The sequence below is a fragment of the Arthrobacter sp. BB-1 genome (assembly GCF_006151685.1).
Taxonomy (GTDB): Bacteria; Actinomycetota; Actinomycetes; order Actinomycetales; family Micrococcaceae; genus Arthrobacter.
On sequence record NZ_VDEV01000026.1, the window covers coordinates 61,494 to 83,610 of the forward strand.

17 protein-coding genes are annotated in these 22,117 nt (G+C 63.4%); 3 read left to right on the top strand and 14 right to left on the bottom strand.

From position 1 onward, the window contains the following. Position 1: 1 nt before the first annotated feature. Both rplC and rpsJ read right to left on the bottom strand, forming a co-directional pair. On the bottom strand, positions 2-652 hold the full coding sequence (gene rplC / locus FHJ30_RS14420; RefSeq protein WP_013601833.1) for a 50S ribosomal protein L3: 651 nt from the start codon (positions 650-652) through the stop codon (positions 2-4). Positions 653-669: 17 nt separating this feature from the next. Then, complete coding sequence (gene rpsJ, locus FHJ30_RS14425) at positions 670-978, bottom strand: 30S ribosomal protein S10 (RefSeq protein ID WP_003803825.1); 309 nt, start codon at positions 976-978, stop codon at positions 670-672. A 411-nt stretch (positions 979-1,389) separates the two neighbouring features. On the opposite strand from rpsJ, the gene FHJ30_RS14430 reads away from it, so the two are divergent. Further along, complete coding sequence (locus FHJ30_RS14430) at positions 1,390-2,826, top strand: GH1 family beta-glucosidase (RefSeq protein WP_139029939.1); 1,437 nt, start codon at positions 1,390-1,392, stop codon at positions 2,824-2,826. A 38-nt stretch (positions 2,827-2,864) separates the two neighbouring features. Here the strand turns inward: FHJ30_RS14430 and FHJ30_RS21875 are convergent, their stop codons facing one another. From FHJ30_RS21875 to FHJ30_RS14465, 8 genes are all read right to left on the bottom strand, one after another. Next, positions 2,865-2,990, bottom strand: a complete 126-nt coding sequence (locus tag FHJ30_RS21875; protein ID WP_255707989.1) for a hypothetical protein — start codon at positions 2,988-2,990, stop codon at positions 2,865-2,867. Positions 2,991-3,092: 102 nt separating this feature from the next. After that, entirely contained in the window at positions 3,093-4,283 is a 1,191-nt protein-coding gene (tuf, locus tag FHJ30_RS14435) for an elongation factor Tu (protein ID WP_104998637.1), read from the bottom strand. A 263-nt stretch (positions 4,284-4,546) separates the two neighbouring features. Continuing rightward, the gene (gene fusA, locus FHJ30_RS14440) at positions 4,547-6,661 is read right to left on the bottom strand and encodes an elongation factor G (protein ID WP_139029940.1); all 2,115 of its coding nucleotides are present in this window, start codon (positions 6,659-6,661) and stop codon (positions 4,547-4,549) included. A 69-nt stretch (positions 6,662-6,730) separates the two neighbouring features. Then, positions 6,731-7,201, bottom strand: a complete 471-nt coding sequence (rpsG, locus tag FHJ30_RS14445) for a 30S ribosomal protein S7 (RefSeq protein WP_026531948.1) — start codon at positions 7,199-7,201, stop codon at positions 6,731-6,733. Between the two features lies 1 nt (position 7,202). Continuing rightward, complete coding sequence (gene rpsL, locus FHJ30_RS14450) at positions 7,203-7,577, bottom strand: 30S ribosomal protein S12 (protein WP_009358312.1); 375 nt, start codon at positions 7,575-7,577, stop codon at positions 7,203-7,205. Between the two features lie 460 nt (positions 7,578-8,037). Further along, entirely contained in the window at positions 8,038-11,937 is a 3,900-nt protein-coding gene (locus tag FHJ30_RS14455; protein ID WP_139029941.1) for a DNA-directed RNA polymerase subunit beta', read from the bottom strand. Between the two features lie 98 nt (positions 11,938-12,035). Next, positions 12,036-15,545: a DNA-directed RNA polymerase subunit beta gene (gene rpoB, locus FHJ30_RS14460; protein ID WP_139029942.1), complete on the bottom strand. Its 3,510-nt coding sequence runs from the start codon at positions 15,543-15,545 to the stop codon at positions 12,036-12,038. A gap of 324 nt (positions 15,546-15,869) precedes the next feature. Next, entirely contained in the window at positions 15,870-16,352 is a 483-nt protein-coding gene (locus FHJ30_RS14465; RefSeq protein ID WP_139029943.1) for a hypothetical protein, read from the bottom strand. Positions 16,353-16,601: 249 nt separating this feature from the next. Here FHJ30_RS14465 and FHJ30_RS14470 point away from each other — a divergent pair, with 249 nt between their 5' ends. Beyond that, complete coding sequence (locus FHJ30_RS14470) at positions 16,602-17,801, top strand: acetyl-CoA C-acetyltransferase (protein ID WP_139029944.1); 1,200 nt, start codon at positions 16,602-16,604, stop codon at positions 17,799-17,801. Next, complete coding sequence (locus tag FHJ30_RS14475) at positions 17,801-18,313, top strand: aminoacyl-tRNA deacylase (protein WP_139029945.1); 513 nt, start codon at positions 17,801-17,803, stop codon at positions 18,311-18,313. Before FHJ30_RS14470 ends, FHJ30_RS14475 begins: the two co-directional genes overlap by 1 nt. 137 nt (positions 18,314-18,450) lie before the next feature. Here the strand turns inward: FHJ30_RS14475 and rplL are convergent, their stop codons facing one another. The 4 genes from rplL to FHJ30_RS14495 all read right to left on the bottom strand — a co-directional run bounded on the left by rplL (position 18,451) and on the right by FHJ30_RS14495 (position 22,059). Then, positions 18,451-18,825 carry a 50S ribosomal protein L7/L12 gene (gene rplL, locus FHJ30_RS14480; RefSeq protein WP_139029946.1) on the bottom strand — a complete coding sequence of 125 codons (375 nt, stop codon included), beginning with the start codon at positions 18,823-18,825 and terminating at the stop codon, positions 18,451-18,453. 77 nt (positions 18,826-18,902) lie between these two features. Further along, positions 18,903-19,484, bottom strand: coding sequence for a 50S ribosomal protein L10 (gene rplJ, locus FHJ30_RS14485; protein ID WP_139029947.1), 582 nt, complete (start codon positions 19,482-19,484; stop codon positions 18,903-18,905). Positions 19,485-19,792: 308 nt separating this feature from the next. Further along, positions 19,793-20,911: a GNAT family N-acetyltransferase gene (locus FHJ30_RS14490; RefSeq protein ID WP_139029948.1), complete on the bottom strand. Its 1,119-nt coding sequence runs from the start codon at positions 20,909-20,911 to the stop codon at positions 19,793-19,795. Positions 20,912-20,919: 8 nt separating this feature from the next. Then, on the bottom strand, positions 20,920-22,059 hold the full coding sequence (locus tag FHJ30_RS14495; protein WP_240793710.1) for a GNAT family N-acetyltransferase: 1,140 nt from the start codon (positions 22,057-22,059) through the stop codon (positions 20,920-20,922). Positions 22,060-22,117: the final 58 nt, after the last annotated feature.

Genomic DNA, 22,117 nt, shown 5'->3' on the forward strand with positions numbered 1-22,117 from the left:
ACTAAGCTCCCTTCACGGCGGTGCGTACGAGGACGACCTGGCCGCGGGCGCCGGGAACGGCGCCCTTGATGAGGAGCAGCGACTTCTCGACGTCAACCGCGTGAACCGTAAGGTTCAGCGTGGTGTGACGAACGGCGCCCATGCGGCCGGCCATTTTCATGCCCTTGAAGACGCGGCTCGGGGTGGATGCGCCACCGATTGAACCGGGCTTACGGTGGTTCTTGTGGGCACCGTGGGAAGCTCCAACGCCGTGGAAGCCGTGACGCTTCATAACACCGGCGAAGCCCTTACCCTTGGTGGTGCCGATGACGTCGATCTTCTGGCCGGCTTCGAAGACCTCTACGGAGAGCTCCTGGCCAAGCTCGTACTCAGCAGCATCTGCGGTACGGAGTTCGACGACGTGGCGGCGAGGCGTGACGCCCGCCTTTTCAAAGTGACCAGCCAGCGGCTTGGTGACCTTGCGGGGATCGATCTGGCCGTAGCCGATCTGAACGGCGACGTAGCCATCAGCTTCTGCATTGCGCAGCTGGGTGATGACGTTCGAATCTGCCTGGACCACAGTGACGGGGATGAGCTTGTTGTTCTCGTCCCAGACCTGGGTCATGCCGAGCTTCGTGCCCAGCAGGCCCTTTACGTTACGGGTTGCGGTCATAGTCTCTCAGCACCTCCCTACAGCTTGATTTCGATGTTCACGTCAGCCGGCAGGTCGAGACGCATGAGCGAGTCAACAGCCTTCGGCGTGGGATCGATGATGTCGATAAGACGCTTGTGCGTGCGCATTTCGAAGTGCTCGCGGCTGTCCTTGTACTTGTGCGGAGAGCGGATCACGCAGTACACGTTCTTCTCCGTAGGCAGCGGCACGGGGCCGACTACCGTTGCGCCTGCGCGCGTGACCGTCTCAACGATCTTCCGTGCTGAAACGTCAATGACCTCGTGGTCGTATGACTTCAGCCGGATGCGGATTTTTTGTCCCGCCATGTCGCCTGACTCTCTTTCAGTCTGTGCTTCCCCTGGTTAGGGCTGCCCTGTTCATTTCTCGTTGTATGGCTGCCGAAGCATTTGAAGTCGTAACTACCACCCGCCGCACAAACTGAATCCGGATGAATCCGGGTTCCTCACCTTGCCGGCGCAACCGACCCCCGCGGTCGGGCGTGTCGCGCTTTTCACGCATACAAATCCGCTATCCATGGGGAGTGGGTTATGTTTGGTCTTCCACTTGGACCCTGGCATCCGGCATTATCCGGATCGGGACGCGAAGAAGCGCTTGAACAACTCATCTAGTATGCCGGAATTTGGCGGCAGAAGCGAATCGCGCCGCTCAGGCCTCCGCTGAGGGAGGCCCTGCCGGGGCCATTGCCCCCGGGTCCCTACCGAATGGATGATAGGGGCATGACCCTGGAACGCACCGAATCGGCGACGGAGCTCGCCAGCCGCATGCCGCCGTCGTTCACTTTGGGGGTAGCCGCCGCTGCCTTCCAGATTGAAGGAGCATTGGCCGACGGCGGGCGGGGGCCCTCCGGCTGGGACGCCTTCGCCGAGAAGCCAGGCGCGATCGTGGACGGCCACTCCCCCGCCGTGGCGTGCGACCACTACAACAGGTTGCCGGAGGACGTGGCCCTGCTGCAGGACCTGGGCGTGGACTCCTACCGCTTCTCACTGTCCTGGCCGAGGATCCAGCCCGAGGGGCGGGGAGGCTTCAACAAGGAGGGCCTGGACTTCTACGACCGTCTCCTTGATCAGCTGCTGGCAGCGGGGATCAGTCCCATGGCAACGCTTTACCACTGGGATACCCCGCTGCCGCTGGAACACCGCGGCGGCTGGATGAACCGGGAGACGGCCGAGCGGTTTGGCGAATACGCCAGTGCTGCGGGCGAACGCTTCGGGGACCGTGTTGCGCAGTGGGTCACCTTGAACGAACCTGTCTCGGTGACCCTGAACGGCTACGCCCTGGGCGTCCATGCCCCCGGCCACGCGCTCATGTTCGATGCGCTCCCGTCCATCCACCACCAGCTGCTGGCCCACGGCCTCGGCGTACAGGCCCTGCGGGCAGCGGGCGTGGCCGGGGGCATCGGCGTGACCAACCTGCACGCGCCCGTGCGGCCAGCCACCGGCAAGATCGGCGACCGGCTGGTGGCCCACCTCTATGACCTGCTGATGAACAGGATCTACGCAGACCCGGTGCTGCTGGGCCGGTACCCGAAGCTTCCGCTGTATGCCAAGCCGTGGCTGCGCTCCATCGGCAGGATTTCCGATGCCGATCTGCGCACCATCCACCAGCCACTGGATTTTTACGGACTGAATTACTACTTTCCGGTCAAGGTTGCCTTGGGACGTGGCGCAGCATCAATCCCGGCGGACATCCACAAGGCGGTGGCGAGGCTGCCGTTCCACGAGGTGGGCTACCCGGAGTACGACAGCACCGGGTTTGGCTGGCCTGTGGCGCCGGACCATCTGGGCGTCCTGCTGAAGGAGCTCCAGGACCGGTACGGCGAAGTTTTGCCGCCGGTGTTCATCACTGAGGGCGGGGCCAGCTTCCCGGAGCCCGAGACAGTGTCCGGGACACTGCAGGACGAGGAGCGGGTGCGCTATTTGGCAACGCATCTTGGGGCGGCCCTCGATGCCACGGCTCCCGACGGGATCGCATCCGGCGTGGACCTCCGCGGCTACTACGTGTGGACCCTTATGGACAACTTCGAATGGGCGGCCGGGTATTCGCAACGCTTTGGACTGGTCCACGTGGACTTCGACTCCCTGGCGCGCACCCCGAAACAGTCCTTCTACTGGTACCAGGCACTCAGCCAGGCAAGGAAGGCCGGCGGGCTTTAGCCTGCGCCCCGCCGAGGACAGTGATCCTGCGGGAGCAGCTACAGGTCCTTGTTTGACCTGTTGATGCGCTTGGCGCGGTCGATCTCGTGGCGGAAATACTTCTTCGCCCAGAAGACGCCGGCAACGACGGCAACAGCGATGATCAGGAAAATAAGCCAGCCCATGGTGAGCTCCTTTCGGTCCAGTAACAGTATCAGGGCCCTGTTAACAGAAAAGAACAGCCCCGCTGCAGTAGCAGCGGGGCTGTTCTTCAGTTCAACAAGGAATTACTTGATGATCTTGGTAACGCGTCCTGAACCAACGGTGCGGCCGCCTTCGCGGATTGCGAAGCCGAGGCCCTCTTCCATTGCGATCGGCTGGATGAGCGCAACGGTCATCTCAGTGTTGTCGCCAGGCATAACCATTTCCGTGCCCTCGGGCAGGGTGATAACGCCGGTTACGTCCGTGGTACGGAAGTAGAACTGCGGGCGGTAGTTGGAGTAGAACGGGTTGTGACGTCCGCCTTCGTCCTTGGAGAGGATGTAGACGTTAGCCTCGAAGTCGGTGTGCGGGGTGATGGAACCCGGCTTGACGACAACCTGGCCACGCTCGACATCGTCGCGCTTCAGACCGCGGAGCAGGAGGCCACAGTTCTCGCCGGCCCATGCTTCGTCGAGCTGCTTGTGGAACATCTCGATACCGGTAACCGTGGTCTTCTGGACCGGACGGATGCCGACGATCTCGACCTCGGAGTTGATGGCGAGGGTTCCACGCTCGGCGCGGCCCGTAACAACGGTGCCACGGCCGGTGATGGTGAAGACGTCTTCGATCGGCATCAGGAAGGGCTTGTCGCGGTCGCGGATGGGGTCCGGAACGGACTCGTCCACAGCAGCCATCAGGTCCTCAACGGACTTGACCCATTCGGGGTCGCCTTCCAGGGCCTTCAGGCCGGAGACGCGGACAACCGGTGCTTCGTCGCCATCGAAGCCCTGCGAGCTGAGGAGCTCACGAACTTCCATTTCAACGAGGTCCAGCAGTTCCTCATCGTCAACCATGTCAGCCTTGTTCAGGGCGACCAGCAGGTAGGGAACACCAACCTGGCGGGCGAGCAGAACGTGCTCGCGGGTCTGTGCCATGGGGCCATCGGTAGCAGCAACCACGAGGATTGCGCCGTCCATCTGGGCAGCACCGGTGATCATGTTCTTGATGTAGTCAGCGTGACCCGGGGCGTCTACGTGTGCGTAGTGGCGCTTTTCGGTCTGGTACTCCACGTGGGAGATGTTGATGGTAATACCGCGCTGACGCTCTTCGGGAGCAGAGTCGATCGACGCGAAGTCGCGCTTCTCGTTGAGATCCGGGTACTTGTCGTACAGCACCTTGGAAATGGCGGCCGTCAACGTCGTCTTACCGTGGTCAACGTGACCAATGGTGCCGATGTTAACGTGCGGCTTAGTCCGCTCGAACTTTGCCTTTGCCACAGGTTCCTCCTAGAACGTTTTCAAATGACGTACCCTTCAGCCGCGCTTGTCGCGGCGGAAACTCAGGTAAGTCTACTTGGGGGGCTTTGGATTGGTGAAATTGCAGATTCAGGAACTAATACTAGTGCCTTGGACCTGTTCGTGCAGATGGCCGGAACCCGGCTTGACCGGATGAATCCGACCGGCCCGGCCACCTGCACCGGCTGCGCTGTCCGTTTCCGGCCAGGCGCACCCGAGGTTGTTCGCTTTGAAAAGTCCTAGGACTATTCGCCGCGGCTCTTCTGGATGATCTCGTCGGCAACAGCCTTCGGGACCTCGGCGTAGCTGTTGAACGTCATGGAGTACACAGCACGGCCCTGGGTCTTGGAGCGCAGGTCACCGATGTAGCCGAACATGCCGGACAGCGGGACGTGTGCACGGATGACCTTGACGCCCTGTGCATCCTCCATGGACTGCATCTGGCCACGGCGGGAGTTGAGGTCGCCGATAACTTCACCCATGTATTCCTCAGGGGTGCGGACCTCGACATCCATCAGCGGTTCGAGCAGGACAGGGTTCGCCTTGCGTGCAGCTTCCTTGAAAGCCATACGGCCGGCGATCTTGAATGCCATTTCCGAGGAGTCGACATCGTGGTACGCGCCGTCAACCAGCGTGGCCTTGATGCCGACAACCGGGTAGCCGGCCAGGACGCCGTCGTTCAGTGCATCCTGGATACCCGCATCAACCGAAGGAATGTACTCGCGGGGAACGCGGCCACCGGTGACCTTGTTCTCGAACTCGTACAGCTCGCCCTCGGCAGTGTCCAGCGGCTCGATCGCGATCTGGATCTTTGCGAACTGGCCCGAACCACCGGTCTGCTTCTTGTGCGTGTAGTCGTGACGCTCTACAGCACGCTTGATGGTTTCGCGGTAGGCGACCTGCGGCTTGCCCACGTTGGCCTCGACCTTGAACTCGCGGCGCATGCGGTCCACCAGGATGTCCAGGTGGAGCTCGCCCATGCCGGCGATGATGGTCTGGCCGGTGTCTTCGTTGAGGGACACCTGGAAGGTGGGGTCCTCAGCGGAGAGCTTCTGGATGGCCGTGGAGAGCTTCTCCTGGTCACCCTTGGTGTTCGGCTCGATGGCAACCGAGATCACGGGCTCCGGGAAGCTCATGGACTCGAGGACGATCTGGTTCGCGGAGTCACACAGGGTGTCACCCGTGGTGGTGTCCTTCAGGCCGATCGCTGCGTAGATGTGGCCGGCGGTAGCGCCCTCGACGGGCATTTCCTTGTTGGCGTGCATCTGGAACAGCTTGCCGATGCGTTCCTTCTTGCCCTTGGTGGAGTTGACCACCTGCGCGCCTGCTTCCACGTGACCGGAGTACACGCGGATGAAGGTGAGCTGGCCGAAGAACGGGTGGGCCGCGATCTTGAACGCGAGAGCGGAGAACGGCTCGTCAGCGGAAGGCTTGCGGGTCAGTTCCTTCTCTTCGTCGCGGGGATCGTGACCGATCATCGGGGGGACGTCGAGCGGGTTCGGCAGGTAGTCCACAACTGCATCGAGCATGGGCTGGACGCCGCGGTTCTTGAAGGCAGAGCCGCAGAAGATCGGGTACAGCTCGGAGTTGATCGTCATCTTGCGGATGCCGGCCTTGAGCTCGTCGATCGAAATCTCTTCGCCCTCGAGGTACTTCTCCATCAGTTCTTCGGAGGACTCTGCGACGGTCTCAACGAGGTTCGCACGGTACTCTTCAGCCTTGGCCTGGAGGTCGGCAGGGATCTCGCGGATCTCGTACTTCGCACCCATGGTCACGTCACCCTTGGCATCGCCGGGCCACACGAGGGCGCGCATGTAGAGCAGGTCCACAACGCCGATGAAGTCGTTCTCGGCACCGATCGGCAGCTGCATGACCAGCGGCTTGGCGCCGAGGCGGCTGATGATGGTGTCTACGGTGAAGTAGAAGTCAGCACCCAGCTTGTCCATCTTGTTGACGAAGCAGATGCGGGGAACGTTGTACTTGTCAGCCTGGCGCCACACGGTCTCAGACTGAGGCTCAACGCCTTCCTTGCCATCGAAGACGGCGACGGCACCGTCGAGGACGCGCAGGGAGCGCTCAACCTCAACGGTGAAGTCAACGTGGCCGGGGGTGTCGATGATGTTGATCTGGTTGTTTTCCCAGAAGCAGGTCACGGCGGCAGACGTGATGGTGATGCCGCGTTCCTTTTCCTGTTCCATCCAGTCAGTGGTCGAAGCGCCGTCGTGCGTTTCGCCGATCTTGTGGTTCACACCCGTGTAGAACAGGATGCGCTCGGTGGTGGTGGTCTTGCCGGCATCAATGTGGGCCATGATGCCGATGTTGCGGACCTTACTAAGGTCGGTAAGCACGTCCTGTGCCACGGTGTCTCCCTTTCGGATGGACTGCACGTTCGCCGCCGGCTCGGTTGAGCCGGCGGCGTCCGGGAAGTATTACCAGCGGTAGTGTGCGAAGGCCTTGTTGGACTCGGCCATCTTGTGGGTGTCTTCGCGACGCTTCACAGCGGCACCGAGACCGTTGGACGCATCCAGGATTTCGTTCTGGAGGCGCTCGGTCATCGTCTTTTCGCGGCGGGCCTTGGAGTAGCCAACCAGCCAGCGCAGGGCGAGTGCGGTGGAACGGCCCGGCTTGACCTCAACCGGAACCTGGTAGGTGGCGCCGCCGACGCGGCGGGAGCGGACCTCGAGGGAAGGCTTGACGTTGTCCATGGCCTTCTTGAGGGCTGCTACGGGGTCGCCGCCGGACTTGGCGCGAGCACCTTCGAGGGCACCGTAGACGATGCGCTCTGCAGTGGACTTCTTGCCGTCAACAAGCACCTTGTTGATGAGCTGGGTGACCAGCGGGGAGCCGTAAACGGGATCTAGTACGAGCGGCCGCTTGGGGGCCGGACCCTTGCGAGGCATATTACTTCTTCTCCATCTTTGCGCCGTAGCGGCTGCGTGCCTGCTTACGGTTCTTGACACCCTGGGTATCGAGGGCGCCACGGACGATCTTGTAGCGGACACCCGGAAGGTCCTTCACACGACCACCGCGAACGAGCACAATGGAGTGCTCCTGCAGGTTGTGGCCAACACCGGGGATGTAGGCGGTAACTTCCACGCCGCCGTTGAGGCGCACACGTGCCACCTTACGCAGAGCCGAGTTCGGCTTCTTCGGGGTGGTGGTGTAGACGCGGGTGCAGACACCGCGGCGCATGGGGCTGCCCTTAAGCGCGGGAGCCTTGGTCTTTGAGACCTTAGGCGTGCGGCCCTTACGGACCAGCTGGTTAATCGTAGGCACTCTCGTGTTCTCCGTTTTATCCGGAGTGGCCGCTTCCGGCCACTCTCTTGTTGCGTTGCCCCGCCGCCCGGGCCTTGAAGAAGTTCTCCATGGCGGCGAAGGCGAAGCCTTAATAGTCGGATCGCATCCATAGGGACTGACTCGCGTCTTCAATGGTCCCTAGGCATGCAAAAATGTGGCATACGTTGCACAAGAACCCTGCAAACCGGAAACGTCGCTCTGGTTCAGCTTTTCAGCTGGTACCGGCGCACTCATCCACTGCCACAATAACAATTGGTAACAAGTCTAGCACGGACGGCCCATACCCCTTAATCAGGGCCCCACTCCCCCAAGTAGGTAGCGCTAAGTGTCGTTTTGAACCCCCAAAACGACACTTAGCGCTACCTAGTTGGGTTAACGGGAAGACCCCGCCTCCCCCTGCCGACAAGCAGGTTGAGGCGGGGCCCACGCGGACTGCCTTTTAGCGGAAGTCGTTGCCCAGGTCGTAGTCATCCAGCGGGATGGCGTGGAACTCAGGAGCTCCGTCGCCGCCCAGGGTGTCGTACGAGAAGTCACTGAATGCGCTGGGGCCGGTGAACAGGTTGGCCTTTGCTTCTTCAGTGGGCTCCACGGTGACCTCGGTGTAGCGCGGGAGGCCCGTGCCGGCCGGGATCAGCTTACCGATGATGACGTTCTCCTTGAGGCCCAGCAGCGGATCGCTCTTGCCTTCCATGGCCGCCTGCGTCAGGACGCGGGTGGTCTCCTGGAAGGAAGCAGCGGACAGCCAGGACTCGGTGGCCAGCGACGCCTTGGTGATGCCCATGAGCTCAGGACGTCCGGATGCCGGAGTCTTGCCCTCGGACACAACGCGGCGGTTGGCGTCCTCGAAGCGGCTGCGCTCGGCGAGCTCGCCGGGCAGCAGGTCCGATTCGCCGGACTCGATGACCGTGACGCGGCGCAGCATCTGGCGGACGATAACCTCGACGTGCTTGTCGTGGATACCGATGCCCTGGCTGCGGTACACGCCCTGGACCTCGTCCACCAGGAACTTCTGTGCCGCACGCGGACCCATGATGCGCAGGACCTGCTTGGGATCCACCGGTCCGTTGATCAGCTTCTGGCCGACGGTGACGTGGTCGCCATCCTCGATCAGCAGGCGTGAACGGCGCAGGACCGGGTAGGCGATCTCTTCGGTTCCGTCATCCGGGGTGATGACCAGGCGCATCTGGCGCTCGGACTCTTCGATGGTGATGCGGCCGGCTGCTTCTGCAATCGGTGCAACACCCTTCGGAGTACGGGCTTCGAAGAGCTCCTGGATACGGGGCAGACCCTGGGTGATGTCGTCGCCGCCGCTGGCGGAGACAGCACCACCGGTGTGGAACGTACGCATGGTCAGCTGGGTACCGGGCTCACCGATGGACTGTGCGGCGATGATGCCCACGGCCTCGCCGATGTCCACGGTCTTGCCGGTGGCCAGCGAACGGCCATAGCACAGTGCACAGGTACCGACGCTGGACTCACAAGTGAGTACGGAGCGGACCTTGACCTCGGTGATGCCTGCCTTGAACAGCTCGTCGATGACGACGTCGCCGCAGTCGGTGCCGGCGGCTGCGAGAACCTTGCCCTCGGAGTCCACGACGTCGACGGCGAGGGTACGTGCGTAGGCACTGTTCTCGACGTTCTCGTCCAGGACCAGCTCACCGTTGGAATCGGCGACGGCGATGGGCGTGACCAGGCCACGCTCCGTGCCGCAGTCCTCTTCACGGACGATGACGTCCTGCGAGACGTCCACCAGGCGACGGGTCAGGTAACCCGAGTTGGCGGTACGCAGCGCGGTGTCGGCAAGACCCTTACGGGCACCGTGCGTGGCGATGAAGTATTCCAGAACCGACAGGCCCTCACGGTAGGAGGACTTGATGGGACGGGGAATAATTTCACCCTTCGGGTTGGCCACCAGGCCACGGATACCCGCGATCTGGCGGACCTGCATCCAGTTACCACGTGCACCGGAGGACACCATGCGGTTGATGGTGTTCATCGGGGACAGGCTGTCACGCATCGCCTGGGCGATCTCGTTGGTTGCCTTGTTCCAGATCTCGATCAGTTCCTGGCGACGCTCGTCGTCGTCGATCAGGCCCTTGTCGTACTGGCCCTGGATCTTGGCGGCGCGCTCTTCGTAGCCGGCGAGGATCTCCGGCTTTGCGGCCGGAACCTCGATGTCCGAGATGGCAACGGTGACGCCTGAACGGGTGGCCCAGTAGAAACCGGCGTCCTTCAGGTTGTCCAGCGTTGCCGCGGTGACGACCTTCGGGTAGCGCTCGGCGAGGTCGTTGACGATGCGGGACAGTTCGCCCTTGTCGGCAACAGCCTCGACCCAGGGGTAGTCCTCGGGCAGGGTCTCGTTGAAGAGGACCTGGCCCAGGGAGGTCTGGACGAGTGCGGGCTGACCCGGCTCCCAGCCTTCCGGAGCTTCCCAGCCTGCGTACGGTACGAAGCCTTCGAGGCGGATCTTGACCTGCGAGTTCAGGTGCAGCTCGCGGGCGTCGAAGGCCATGATGGCTTCGGAAACCGAACCGAAGATGCGGCCTTCGCCAGCTGAACCGACACGCTTGGTGGTCAGGTGGTAGAGGCCGATGATCATATCCTGCGAGGGCAGGGTGACCGGACGTCCGTCGGAGGGCTTCAGGATGTTGTTCGAGGACAGCATCAGGATGCGGGCTTCAGCCTGGGCTTCGGGGCTCAGCGGCAGGTGGACTGCCATCTGGTCGCCGTCGAAGTCGGCGTTGAAGGCGCCGCAAACCAGCGGGTGAAGCTGGATTGCCTTGCCTTCAACAAGCTGCGGCTCGAAGGCCTGGATGCCGAGGCGGTGCAGGGTAGGTGCACGGTTGAGCAGCACCGGGTGTTCGGTGATGATCTCTTCCAGCACGTCCCAGACCTGCGGGCGGTAACGCTCAACCATGCGCTTGGCCGACTTGATGTTCTGGGCGTGGTTGAGGTCAACCAGGCGCTTCATCACGAACGGCTTGAAGAGCTCCAGCGCCATCTGCTTGGGCAGGCCGCACTGGTGCAGCTTCAGCTGCGGGCCGACGACGATGACCGAACGGCCGGAGTAGTCCACGCGCTTGCCGAGGAGGTTCTGGCGGAAACGGCCCTGCTTGCCCTTGAGCATGTCGCTCAGGGACTTCAGCGGACGGTTGCCCGGTCCGGTGACCGGACGGCCGCGGCGGCCGTTGTCGAAGAGGCTGTCAACAGCTTCCTGAAGCATGCGCTTCTCGTTGTTGACGATGATCTCCGGAGCACCCAGGTCAAGCAGGCGCTTGAGGCGGTTGTTGCGGTTGATCACACGGCGGTACAGGTCGTTGAGGTCGGAGGTCGCGAAGCGGCCGCCGTCCAGCTGGACCATGGGGCGCAGTTCCGGCGGGATCACCGGGACGGCGTCGAGGACCATGCCAAGCGGGCTGTTGTTGGTGGTCAGGAACGCGTTGACCACCTTCAGGCGCTTGAGGGCACGGGTCTTGCGCTGGCCCTTGCCGTTGGCGATGATGTCGCGCAGCAGGTCCGACTCGGCCTGCATGTCGAAGCTTTCAAGACGCTTCTTGATGGCTTCGGCACCCATGGAGCCCTCGAAGTACATGCCATAGCGGTCGCGCAGCTCGCGGTACAGTCCTTCGTCACCTTCAAGGTCAGCGACCTTGAGGTTCTTGAAGCGGTCCCAGACCTGCTCGAGGCGCTCGATGTCGGCGTCGGCGCGCTTGCGCACGTTGGCCATCTGGCGGTCGGCGGAGTCGCGGGCCTTCTTCTTGTCGGCGGCCTTGGCGCCTTCGCCTTCGAGACGGGCGATTTCGCCTTCGAGGTCGCGGGCAATGGCCGCGATGTCGGAGTCGCGGTTGTCGATCAGCTGCTTCTTCTCGATGTCGTGCTCAACCTGCAGGTTGGGCAGTTCCTCGTGGCGGGCGGCTTCATCAACGCTGGTGATCATGTAGGCAGCGAAGTAGATGACCTTTTCGAGGTCCTTCGGTGCCAGGTCAAGGAGGTAGCCCAGGCGGGAGGGAACACCCTTGAAGTACCAGATGTGCGTGACGGGTGCGGCCAGTTCGATGTGGCCCATGCGCTCGCGGCGGACCTTTGCGCGGGTGACCTCAACGCCACAACGCTCGCAGATGATGCCCTTGAAGCGCACGCGCTTGTACTTGCCGCAGTAGCATTCCCAGTCCCGGGACGGGCCGAAGATCTTCTCGCAGAAGAGGCCGTCCTTCTCGGGCTTGAGCGTGCGGTAGTTGATGGTTTCCGGCTTCTTAACCTCGCCGTAAGACCAGCCGCGGATGTCTTCCGCGGTGGCGAGGCCGATCTGCATGAGGCCGAAGGAGGATTCGCTGGACATATGGTCCCTGTTCTCTCTTGTTCTCTAAATTCTGAAGTCTTGGGTGCGGGATGAGGAAGGAGGACGACGACGGGCGCGGCCCGCCGTCGTCGGGCTCCTTAGACCTCTTCTACGGAACTGGGCTCTGCGCGGGACAGATCGATACCCAGTTCCTCCGCAGCCGTGAAGACTGCGTCATCAGAGTCACGCATTTCAATTGTGGTTCCGTCCGTGGAGAGGACTTCCACGTTCAGGCACAGCGACTGCATTTCCTTGATCAAGACCTTGAAGGACTCGGGAACACCCGGCTCGGGGATGTTCTCGCCCTTCACGATGGCTTCGTAGACCTTCACGCGACCATGGATGTCATCAGACTTGATCGTGAGGAGCTCCTGGAGCGTGTAGGCGGCGCCGTAAGCTTCGAGCGCCCACACTTCCATTTCACCGAAGCGCTGGCCACCGAACTGTGCCTTACCACCCAGCGGCTGCTGCGTGATCATGGAGTACGGGCCGGTGGAGCGCGCGTGGATCTTGTCGTCCACCAGGTGGTGGAGCTTCAGGATGTACATGTAGCCGACCGAGATCGGATCCGGGAACGGCTCGCCGGAGCGGCCGTCGAACAGGCGGGTCTTGCCGGAGGAGTTGATCAGGCGTTCGCCGTCGCGGGTCACGTTGGTGGAGTCCAGCAGGCCCGTGATTTCCTCTTCGCGGGCACCGTCGAACACCGGCGTTGCAACAGTGGTCTGGCCACTCTCGCGCGGCAGGTTCGGCAGCTGCTTGACCCACTCGGGCTCGCCTTCGATCTTCCAGCCGGTCTTGGCAACCCAGCCGAGGTGCGTCTCGAGCACCTGGCCCACGTTCATACGGCCCGGGACACCCAGCGGGTTCAGGACGATATCAACGGGGGTGCCGTCGGCGAGGAAGGGCATGTCCTCAACGGGGAGGATCTTGGAGATAACACCCTTGTTGCCGTGGCGGCCGGCGAGCTTGTCGCCGTCGGTGATCTTGCGCTTGGCAGCCACGTAGACGCGGACCAGCTGGTTGACGCCCGGGGGCAGCTCGTCGTCGTTGTCGCGGTCGAAGACGCGCACGCCGATGACCGTACCGGACTCGCCGTGAGGAACCTTCAGGGAGGTGTCGCGGACTTCGCGGGACTTCTCGCCGAAGATCGCGCGCAGCAGGCGCTCTTCCGGGGTCAGCTCGGTTTCACCCTTGGGGGTGACCTTTCCGACCAGGATGTCCCCTGCCTCAACCTCGGCACCGATGTGGATGATGCCGCGCTCGTCCAGGCCAGCCAGGACTTCCTCGGACACATTGGGGATGTCACGGGTGATTTCCTCGGCACCAAGCTTGGTGTCGCGGGCATCGATCTCGTGCTCCTCGATGTGGATGGAGGAAAGGACGTCCTCGGCAACAATGCGCTGCGAGAGGATGATGGCGTCCTCGAAGTTGTGGCCTTCCCACGACATGAATGCCACGAGCAGGTTCTTACCGAGGGCGAGCTCGCCCTGGTCCGTTGCCGGGCCGTCGGCGATGATGCCGCCAACTTCCAGGCGCTGGCCTTCGTTCACCAGGACACGGTGGTTGTAGCAGTTGCCCTGGTTGGAGCGGGCGAACTTGTTGATGCGGTAGTTGGTCTCGGTGCCGTCGTCGTTAAGCATGATGACGAGCTCGGCGGAAACCTCGGTGACCACACCGGCCTTCTTCGCGATGACAACGTCACCGGCGTCGACGGCTGCGGCGCGCTCCATGCCGGTGCCCACGAAGGGAGCCTCGGAACGGACCAGCGGCACGGCCTGGCGCTGCATGTTGGCACCCATGAGTGCGCGGTTTGCATCGTCGTGCTCAAGGAACGGGATCAGGGCCGTAGCCACGGACACCATCTGGCGCGGGGAAACGTCCATGAACTCGACGTCCTCGGCGGGCACGAGGACAGGCTCGCCTCCACCACCGCGGGCACGCACCAGGACGGTGTCTTCGGCGAACTTCTTGTTCTCGTCCAGCGGCGCGTTGGCCTGGGCGATCAGCACCTCAGCCTCATCGTCGGCCGTCAGGTACTGGACGTCGTCGGAAACAACGCCGTCCTTGACCAGGCGGTACGGGGTCTCGATGAAGCCGAACGGGTTGATGCGACCGTAGGATGCCAGCGAACCGATCAGGCCAATGTTCGGGCCTTCAGGCGTTTCGATGGGGCACATACGTCCGTAGTGGGACGGGTGCACGTCACGGACTTCCATGCCGGCGCGGTCACGGGACAGACCACCCGGGCCAAGGGCCGACAGGCGGCGCTTGTGGGTCAAACCCGAGAGCGGGTTGTTCTGGTCCATGAACTGCGAGAGCTGGGACGTTCCGAAGAACTCCTTGATCGCGGCGACCACGGGGCGGATGTTGATCAGGGTCTGCGGCGTGATGGCCTCGACGTCCTGGGTGGTCATACGCTCGCGGACAACGCGCTCCATGCGGGACAGGCCGGTGCGGACCTGGTTCTCGATGAGCTCGCCGACGGCGCGGATGCGGCGGTTGCCGAAGTGGTCGATGTCGTCGATTTCGACGCGCAGGTCCACTTCCTGGCCATCGCGGGTGCCCTTGATGGTCTTCTCGCCGGCGTGCAGCGCCACGAGGAACTTGATCATGGCAACGATGTCTTCAACGTGCAGGACCGAGGCTTCCTTGTCGCCAAGGGAGCGGTCGATGCCAAGCTTGCGGTTGATCTTGTAGCGGCCAACCTTGGCCAGATCGTAGCGCTTGGAGTTGAAGTACAGGTTGTCCAGCAGCGACTGGGCAGCCTCGACGGTGGGCGGCTCGCCCGGGCGCAGCTTCCGGTAGATGTCCAGCAACGCGTCTTCGCGGGTTTCGGTGGCGTCCTTCTCCAGGGTTGCCCGCATGGAGTCGTACTGGCCGAACTCTTCGAGGATCTGGCCTTCGGTCCAGCCGAGGGCCTTCAGCAGGACGGTGACGGACTGCTTGCGCTTGCGGTCAAGGCGCACGCCCACCTGGTCGCGCTTGTCGATCTCGAGCTCGAACCAGGCGCCGCGGGACGGGATGATCTTCGCCGTGAAGATGTCCTTGTCGCTGGTCTTGTCAGCGGCACGCTCAAAGTAGGCGCCCGGGGAACGGACCAGCTGGGAGACAACGACACGCTCGGTGCCGTTGACGACGAAGGTGCCCTTCTCGGTCATCAGCGGGAAGTCACCCATGAACACGGTCTGCTGCTTGATTTCGCCCGTGTTGTTGTTCATGAACTCGGCCTTGACGTACAGCGGAGCCGAGTACGTAGCGTCCCGGTCCTTGCACTCGGCCATGGTGTACTTGGGGTCAGCGAACTCCGGATCGGAGAAGCTCAGGGACATGGTGCCCTGGAAGTCCTCGATCGGGGAGATCTCTTCGAAGATGTCCGACAGGCCGGACGTGGTGGCGACGCTGAGATCGTTTTCTTCGACAGCCTTCGCTACGCGTGCCTGCCAGCGCTCATTTCCGACCAGCCAGTCGAAGCTGTCCGTCTGGAGGGCAAGCAGATTCGGAACGTCAAGAGGTTCGTGAATCTTTGCGAATGAGAGCCGGCGAGTGGCACCATCAGTGCTGTCGGCGGTGTTAGCGGTTTCGTTATTAGAGGTGCTCGAGGCGACCAAGAGGGATCCTTCCACAGACCTTCAGGCGTTTTCAGATCTCCCCCGCTGTGCACCCTGCGGAATGCTCCGCAGTGCTACCAGTCCGGTTCCGCTATATGACCCGGGGCCCGTGCTGACCATGCTGTGACGTTGTTGACGGCACGTTGATTGTCAGCTGCCAGGCAAAGCCCACCGCTATATGAAGGCTGAAGGTAAACAGGGAAGACGCAAATATCTACGATACGGCAAAATAACCTACATGTCTACCCCACATCCGGCCCGATTGCAAGCACTGAATCCGGGGCAGCTCCTGCGCAGGTCCGCGACGCCCGCTCCGACGGGCCGCTAGAGCGTCAGGATGACGCCCTCCGCGGTGCACGTCCCCGCATTCGCGAAGACGGCATCCCGCACGGCGTCCTTTGATTCCTGCTGGGGCTCCCCACCGGACGCGGCCGCGGCTGAATGGTCAATCGCGAGGAGGCTGAGCGAGGCGAACAGTCCGCGGAGGTCGCCTGACACAGTGTCCTTGGCGCCCACGGCCCTCCGGTAGATGTCCTCATACCCTTCGGCGTCCCCGGAAGGGACCGCTGCGTAGCCAGCAAAAAGGGAGTTGAAGAGCAGGCATGCTTCCTTGGCGCCGCTCGAAGCGGACGACGACGGCGGCCTGGCAGTGCCGCCTCCCGCGCCTGTGGAGGGGGCGGACTGGGCGGCGGTTGGCTCCGGCTGGACGGGCGCCGTTACGCGGTCCTCCTGGACGGGAGCGGATCCGGAGCAGGCGGTCAGCCCCGCGAGGGCGGCGACCGCCGCCGTGGCCAGGAATCTTGTCACGCTGCTGCTCCAACCGCCTCCGGAACACGGACCTGCCGTACCCCTGCAAAAGTTTCCGCTGCCTACCCTACGCAGGCCGCCGTCGTCGTGCACTCTGCGCGGATGGGGACCCCTCCCCCACAGTGCCGTCCGCTTTCCGGAATGCCCCTCGCGGAATGCAGCCGGCGGCACAGGCGTTTGAATAGTTAGGTGACCAGGGTCACGGTAGCCTTGATGGCCTAGACCGAAAACGGACCGGAAGAGATAACCATGGGCAACTCTCCTGACAACACTGACGTTGTCATACTCGCAGCAGCGCGCACACCGCAGGGCCGGATCAACGGGCAACTTGCAAGCTTCTCAGCGGTGGAGCTTGGTGCCCGCGCCATCACGGCTGCACTGGAGGCCAGCGGCGTGGACGCCGCCGATGTGGACGCCGTGATCATGGGACAGGTGCTGCAGGCGGGCGCCGGCCAGAACCCCGCGCGGCAAAGTTCCATCGGCGCCGGCATCGGCTGGGACGTCCCTGCCGTGACCGTCAACAAAGTGTGCCTCTCCGGGCTCACTGCGGTGATTGACGCCGCCCGGCTGATCCGGAGCGGGGAAGCCGAAGTTGTGGTGGCCGGCGGCCAGGAATCCATGACCCGGGCCCCGCACCTGCTGCCCGGATCCCGGCAGGGGTGGACCTACGGCTCAATCCAGGCCTTGGACGCCGCCGCCCACGACGGCCTGACCGACGCCTTCGATGGGCAGTCCATGGGCCTTTCCACCGAAACCCGCAACCTGGCACTGGGGATCGACCGGACGTCCCAGGACAACGTGGCTGCCCAGTCCCACCAGCGTGCCGCGCTGGCTGCCAAGAATGGGACGTTCGACGACGAAATCGTCCCGGTCAGCGTGAAGCAGCGCAAGGGCGACCCCATCGTGGTGGCCACGGACGAGGGGGTCCGGCCCAATACGTCGGTGGATTCACTCGCCGGCCTGCGCGCGGCCTTCGTCACGGACGGCACCATCACCGCGGGCAACTCCTCTCCCCTGTCCGACGGGGCCGCGGCACTGGTGCTCGCCTCCCGTGGCTATGCGGAGAAGCACGGCCTGGAGTACCTGGCTCTGGTGGGGAAGCCCGGCCAGGTGGCTGGGCCGGACAACTCCCTGCACTCCCAGCCGTCCAACGCCATCCGTAATGCCCTGGCGCGGGCGGGCTGGACCACCGCCGACCTCGACTTCATTGAAATCAACGAGGCCTTCGGTTCGGTGGCGGTTCAGTCCCTGAAGGACCTGGACTACCCCCTCGAGAAGTGCAATATCCATGGCGGGGCCATTGCGCTGGGCCACCCCATCGGGGCTTCGGGCGCGCGCCTGGCCGTGCACGCCGCGCATGAGCTCAAGCGCCGCGGAACGGGCAAGGCGGCGGTGTCCCTGTGCGGCGGCGGCGGGCAGGGCGAAGCTCTCCTGCTGTACCGCGACTGATGGCGGAGGCAACTGCCGCCGGCAATGGCACCCAGGATGGCGCCGCCGTCGGCCGGGAACGCTTCCTGGCGGACGCCGCCGCGCGCGGACTGCAGGTTGACGTTGTGGAACGGCCAGCCGCCAGGAGCCTGGAGGAGGCGGCCGGCATCCTGGGAATCACGCCGGCGGACATCGTGAAGTCGCTGGTGGTCAAGCACAAGGACGGCTCGTTCCTGTTTGCGCTGATCCCCGGCGACCGCCAGATCTCGTGGCCCAAGCTGCGGACCCTGGTGGGCGTCAACAAGCTGTCGCTGCCGCCCGCGGACGTGGCCCTGGACGCCACCGGCTACGAGCGCGGGACCATCACTCCGCTGGGCAGCACCAACAGTTGGCCGGTGTATGCGGACGCCACCGTCACCGGACGCAGGATCTCAATGGGTGCGGGCGCCCATGGCTACAGCGCTTTTGTGGACGCCGACGCCCTGACCGCAGCCCTGGGTGCCGTGGTCGCGGACATCAGCGACCCCGCCTGACCTCCCCGGACCCAACTGGGTAGCGCCAAGTGTCGTTTTGAAGCCCCAAAACGACACTTGGCGCTACCTACTTGGGCTGGGAACGCAAAAGCCCCGCCCACACAACGTGGACGGGGCTTTTCGCGGAAAAGGCGTTGTTACTTGAGGGTAACGGTGGCGCCTGCAGCCTCGAGCTGCTCCTTGGCCTTCTCGGCAGCTTCCTTGGTAGCACCTTCGAGGACAGCCTTGGGAGCGCTGTCAACCAGGTCCTTTGCTTCCTTCAGGCCCAGGGAAGTGATGGCGCGAACTTCCTTGATCACTGCGATCTTCTTGTCACCGGCTGCTTCGAGGACGACGTCGAAGTCAGTCTTCTCTTCAACCTCTTCAGCAGCAGCGCCGGCGGGGCCAGCAACAGCTACGGCAGCAGCGGTAACTTCGAAGGTCTCTTCGAAGAGCTTGACGAACTCGGAGAGCTCGATGATGGTCAGTTCCTTGAAAGCTTCAATGAGCTCTTCGTTGCTGAGCTTCGCCATGGTAGGCGTCCTTCCTGTTGTGGTGTTCAGCGGCGCGGGGCCGGGCATCACACCGGAGTCTGGTGGGGTGAAGAGTCTTAGTTCTCTTCAGCTGCGGGAGCTTCAGCCTGGGCTTCAGCTTCTGCGGCAGGTGCTTCTTCAGCGGCGGGCGCCTCGGCAGCTGCCGGTGCACCGTTCTCTTCTTCAAGCTTGAGGCGCAGTGCGTCAATGATGCGTGCAGCGGCGGCGGCAGGGGCCTTGAGGACGCCTGCAACCTTGGCGAGCTGCAGCTCACGGGACTCGAGGGCTGCCAGTTCGGCAACCTCGCTGGCGTTCAGTGCCTTGCCCTCGAAGTAGCCGGTCTTGATGACGAGCTGCTTGTTGGTCTTGGCAAAATCCGTCAGGCTCTTGGCAGCGGCAACTGCGTCACCCTTGATGAACGCGATTGCAGTGGGGCCGGAGAGCTGGTCGTTGAATGCTTCAACGCCGGCTTCCTTGGCTGCAATGGCGGTCAGGGTGTTCTTGACGACCGCGAACTTGGTGTCCTGGCCGAGAGAAACACGCAGCTGCTTGAGCTGTGCAACGGTGAGCCCGCGGTATTCGGTCAGGACAGCGGCGTTCGATTCCTTGAAATCGTTAGTGATCTCAGCTACTGCTGAAACCTTGGTAGGCGTTGCCATAACCCTCCTTCCGGGGATAGTGCCGGTATTCGACGGTCCCCGCTCAAGGTGAGCTAAAACTAAAAACGCCCCGCGCAGATGCACGGGGCTTGGCTCAACACGGATAATCCATGGAGCTGCTGCTTCGTTCACCTGCGCTGGCCGCCCTACGTTGAGGGTCCTTCGTCCAGAAATCCACTGCATCTCCCGCGCACAACTGCAGAGTTGAGCCATGTTCGAGAGAGTGGATTTCCAACAACCGACGGTCTTTGGTCCTCCAAGTCTACGGGAGAGCCTGCAGCTCCGCAAAATCGGGTCAAATCGCGCCCTCAGCTGGTGCTTGTGCCCAGGTGCGGGAGTTCCTTCTGCCAGATGCCGGTCACGCCTGCCGTCTGGAACCCCAACTGCTTGTTGACCGTGAGGAGGTACCGGTTTTCCGGGGCATTCCAGGTGTAGATGATCCGGGCGTCGGGGAACTGTTCGGTGAGCCGTTCCATGTTGGCGACCTTGATCAGCAGGCCGAGCTTGTTGCCTCGGTGTTCCTGCAGCACCAGCGTGTCGTCCTGGAAGACAACATCGGCGCGGTGCGCCAGGACAGTGATGGTGGTGAGGCCCACGAGGGCTCCGGTGGCGAGATGCTCGACGGCGGTGACCACCGTGCGCCGTCCCTGCGCGATGGCGACGTCTTCCGCTTCCCGGAGGATGCCGCCGTCGAACACCATGTCCTGCTCTACGGGCGCTTCCAAGGCGGGATCGACGTCGGCGCCCGCCTGGTTCTCAAGGACGGCGACAGCTTCGAGCCACTCCTCCGGGCATCGGTCCGTCCAGTGATGCAGCCGGTACCGGCCGTTGTTGGCCTCCTCCGCCTCCGCCTGCAGGTCAGCCACCAGCTTCGAGTCCAGCGGCAGGAGGCACGAGCTGAACTGCTCGATGTGCTGCAGCGTGTACCCGGTCTTCTGCGCGAACTCCACTTCGCGGCTTTCCAGGGGCACGAAGCCCTGCCCCGAGCCGGGGACCAGCTGCGCCTTTTCGAACTCGTGAAGGGACGCGCCCGGATGGTTGGTGTCCACCAGGATCATGGTGCGGCCTTCGGCGCGGGCCAGCTGTTCGGCGGCCTGGAGCAGCCGCCTGCCCACGCCCTGGCGCTGGAACTCCGGCAGGATGTCGAGCGTGAACTCCGCGAGGTCCAGGTTGTCGGTGAGGGGCAGGGCGATGTCCACCGTGCCCACGATGTCGCCGTCAATCTTGGCCACCAGGATGAGCTGCCGCTCGTAGGGATCTTCAAATTCCAGGAGCTTTTCCAGCGGCCCGTAGGCGAGGTCGTCGCTCCCCCACGTCTGCATCCGGACCTTCCGGCCCACCTCCACAGCGGCAAGGAAGTCCGCGGCGTCCGGTGAGTCCAGGGAGTCCGGGATCCAGAGCTGTTCGATCTTCACGTCTTTTGCCATTGGCGTCTTCATCCCAGCCGTTTCTGCCACTCACCTTCATAGCCGGCGGGCCTGAATCCAAGGGCAATATTAATGGCCAGCATATGTTGGTTTTCGGTGGCATTCCATGTCAACACTGAGCGGGCCGAGGGCCACCGGTCCTGGGCCCGCCGGAGGTTCGCCGCTTTGATCAGGAGCCCGAGCCGGTGGCCGCGGTGCCTTCCGACGACCAGCGTGTCCTGCTGGACCATCGTGTCGGGGACTCCGGACCGCCAGTTCAGGACGGTGTAGGCAACGAGTTCTCCCGTAGTTTGGTGGCGGGCCGCCGTCACAGCGGACTGGACTCCGCCCTGGACCAGCGCCCGTTCCTCTTCACGCACCCGGGCCGCATCCCAGTCCTCCCCTTCCCAGTCCATGCCGGCGATGGGAACGTCCTCGGTCATCGTGGCCTTGAGCCGGGCGTAGGCGTCAACCAGGCCCTCCGGGCAGTGGTCGTCCCAGCCGGTGAGTTCGTAGCCTGCAGCCCGGGAAGAGGCTTCAGTCTCCAACCGGTCCAGCAGTTCCGGCGCCACCGGCAACGGAAGGCGGCTGGAGCACTCCACCTGCTCCAGCTCATAGCCGGAAGCAACGGCAAAGGCCACGGCGGGCTCAGCGAGCGGCAGGGCACCCGCACCGGATTTGGCCGGCAGCAGTTCGGCTCCGTCCCCACTTTCCAGCGGAACCTCATGATAGGCGTCCAAGGATGTCCTCCCCCGCTCCCTGGCTATGGCCTCGGCGTGCTCCAGAAGGATGCGCCCAAAGCCGTGGCGCCGGTGGGCCGGGGAAATGAGGACGTCGATTCCGGCGGTGGACGTGTTCTCCCGGAGCGGGAGCGTCACGGAGCAAAGGCCTACTGGATCCCCGCCCAGCCTGGCAAGGAAAATCTGCCGTTCCTCGTACTCATTGCCCCGCCAGAATTCCACAGCTTCCGCCAGCGTGGGGCAGCGGTCCAGGTTGCCCCAAAGCTCCAGCTCGTGTGCCACACGCATGGCGTGGCAGGCGTTGAAGTCGGCGGTTACCTCCCCGGGATCCGCCACTGTTCCGCTGCCTGGCGCCAGGAGGACGTCCACCGGGGAGATGGTGAGGTCAGGGGGCATTCCTGGGACGGCGTCCAGTTCCGGTTCAGCCATTTCTCCAGCTTAGGCAAACGCACCCCTTCCGGGACAGGCACGTTAAAACACAACCGCC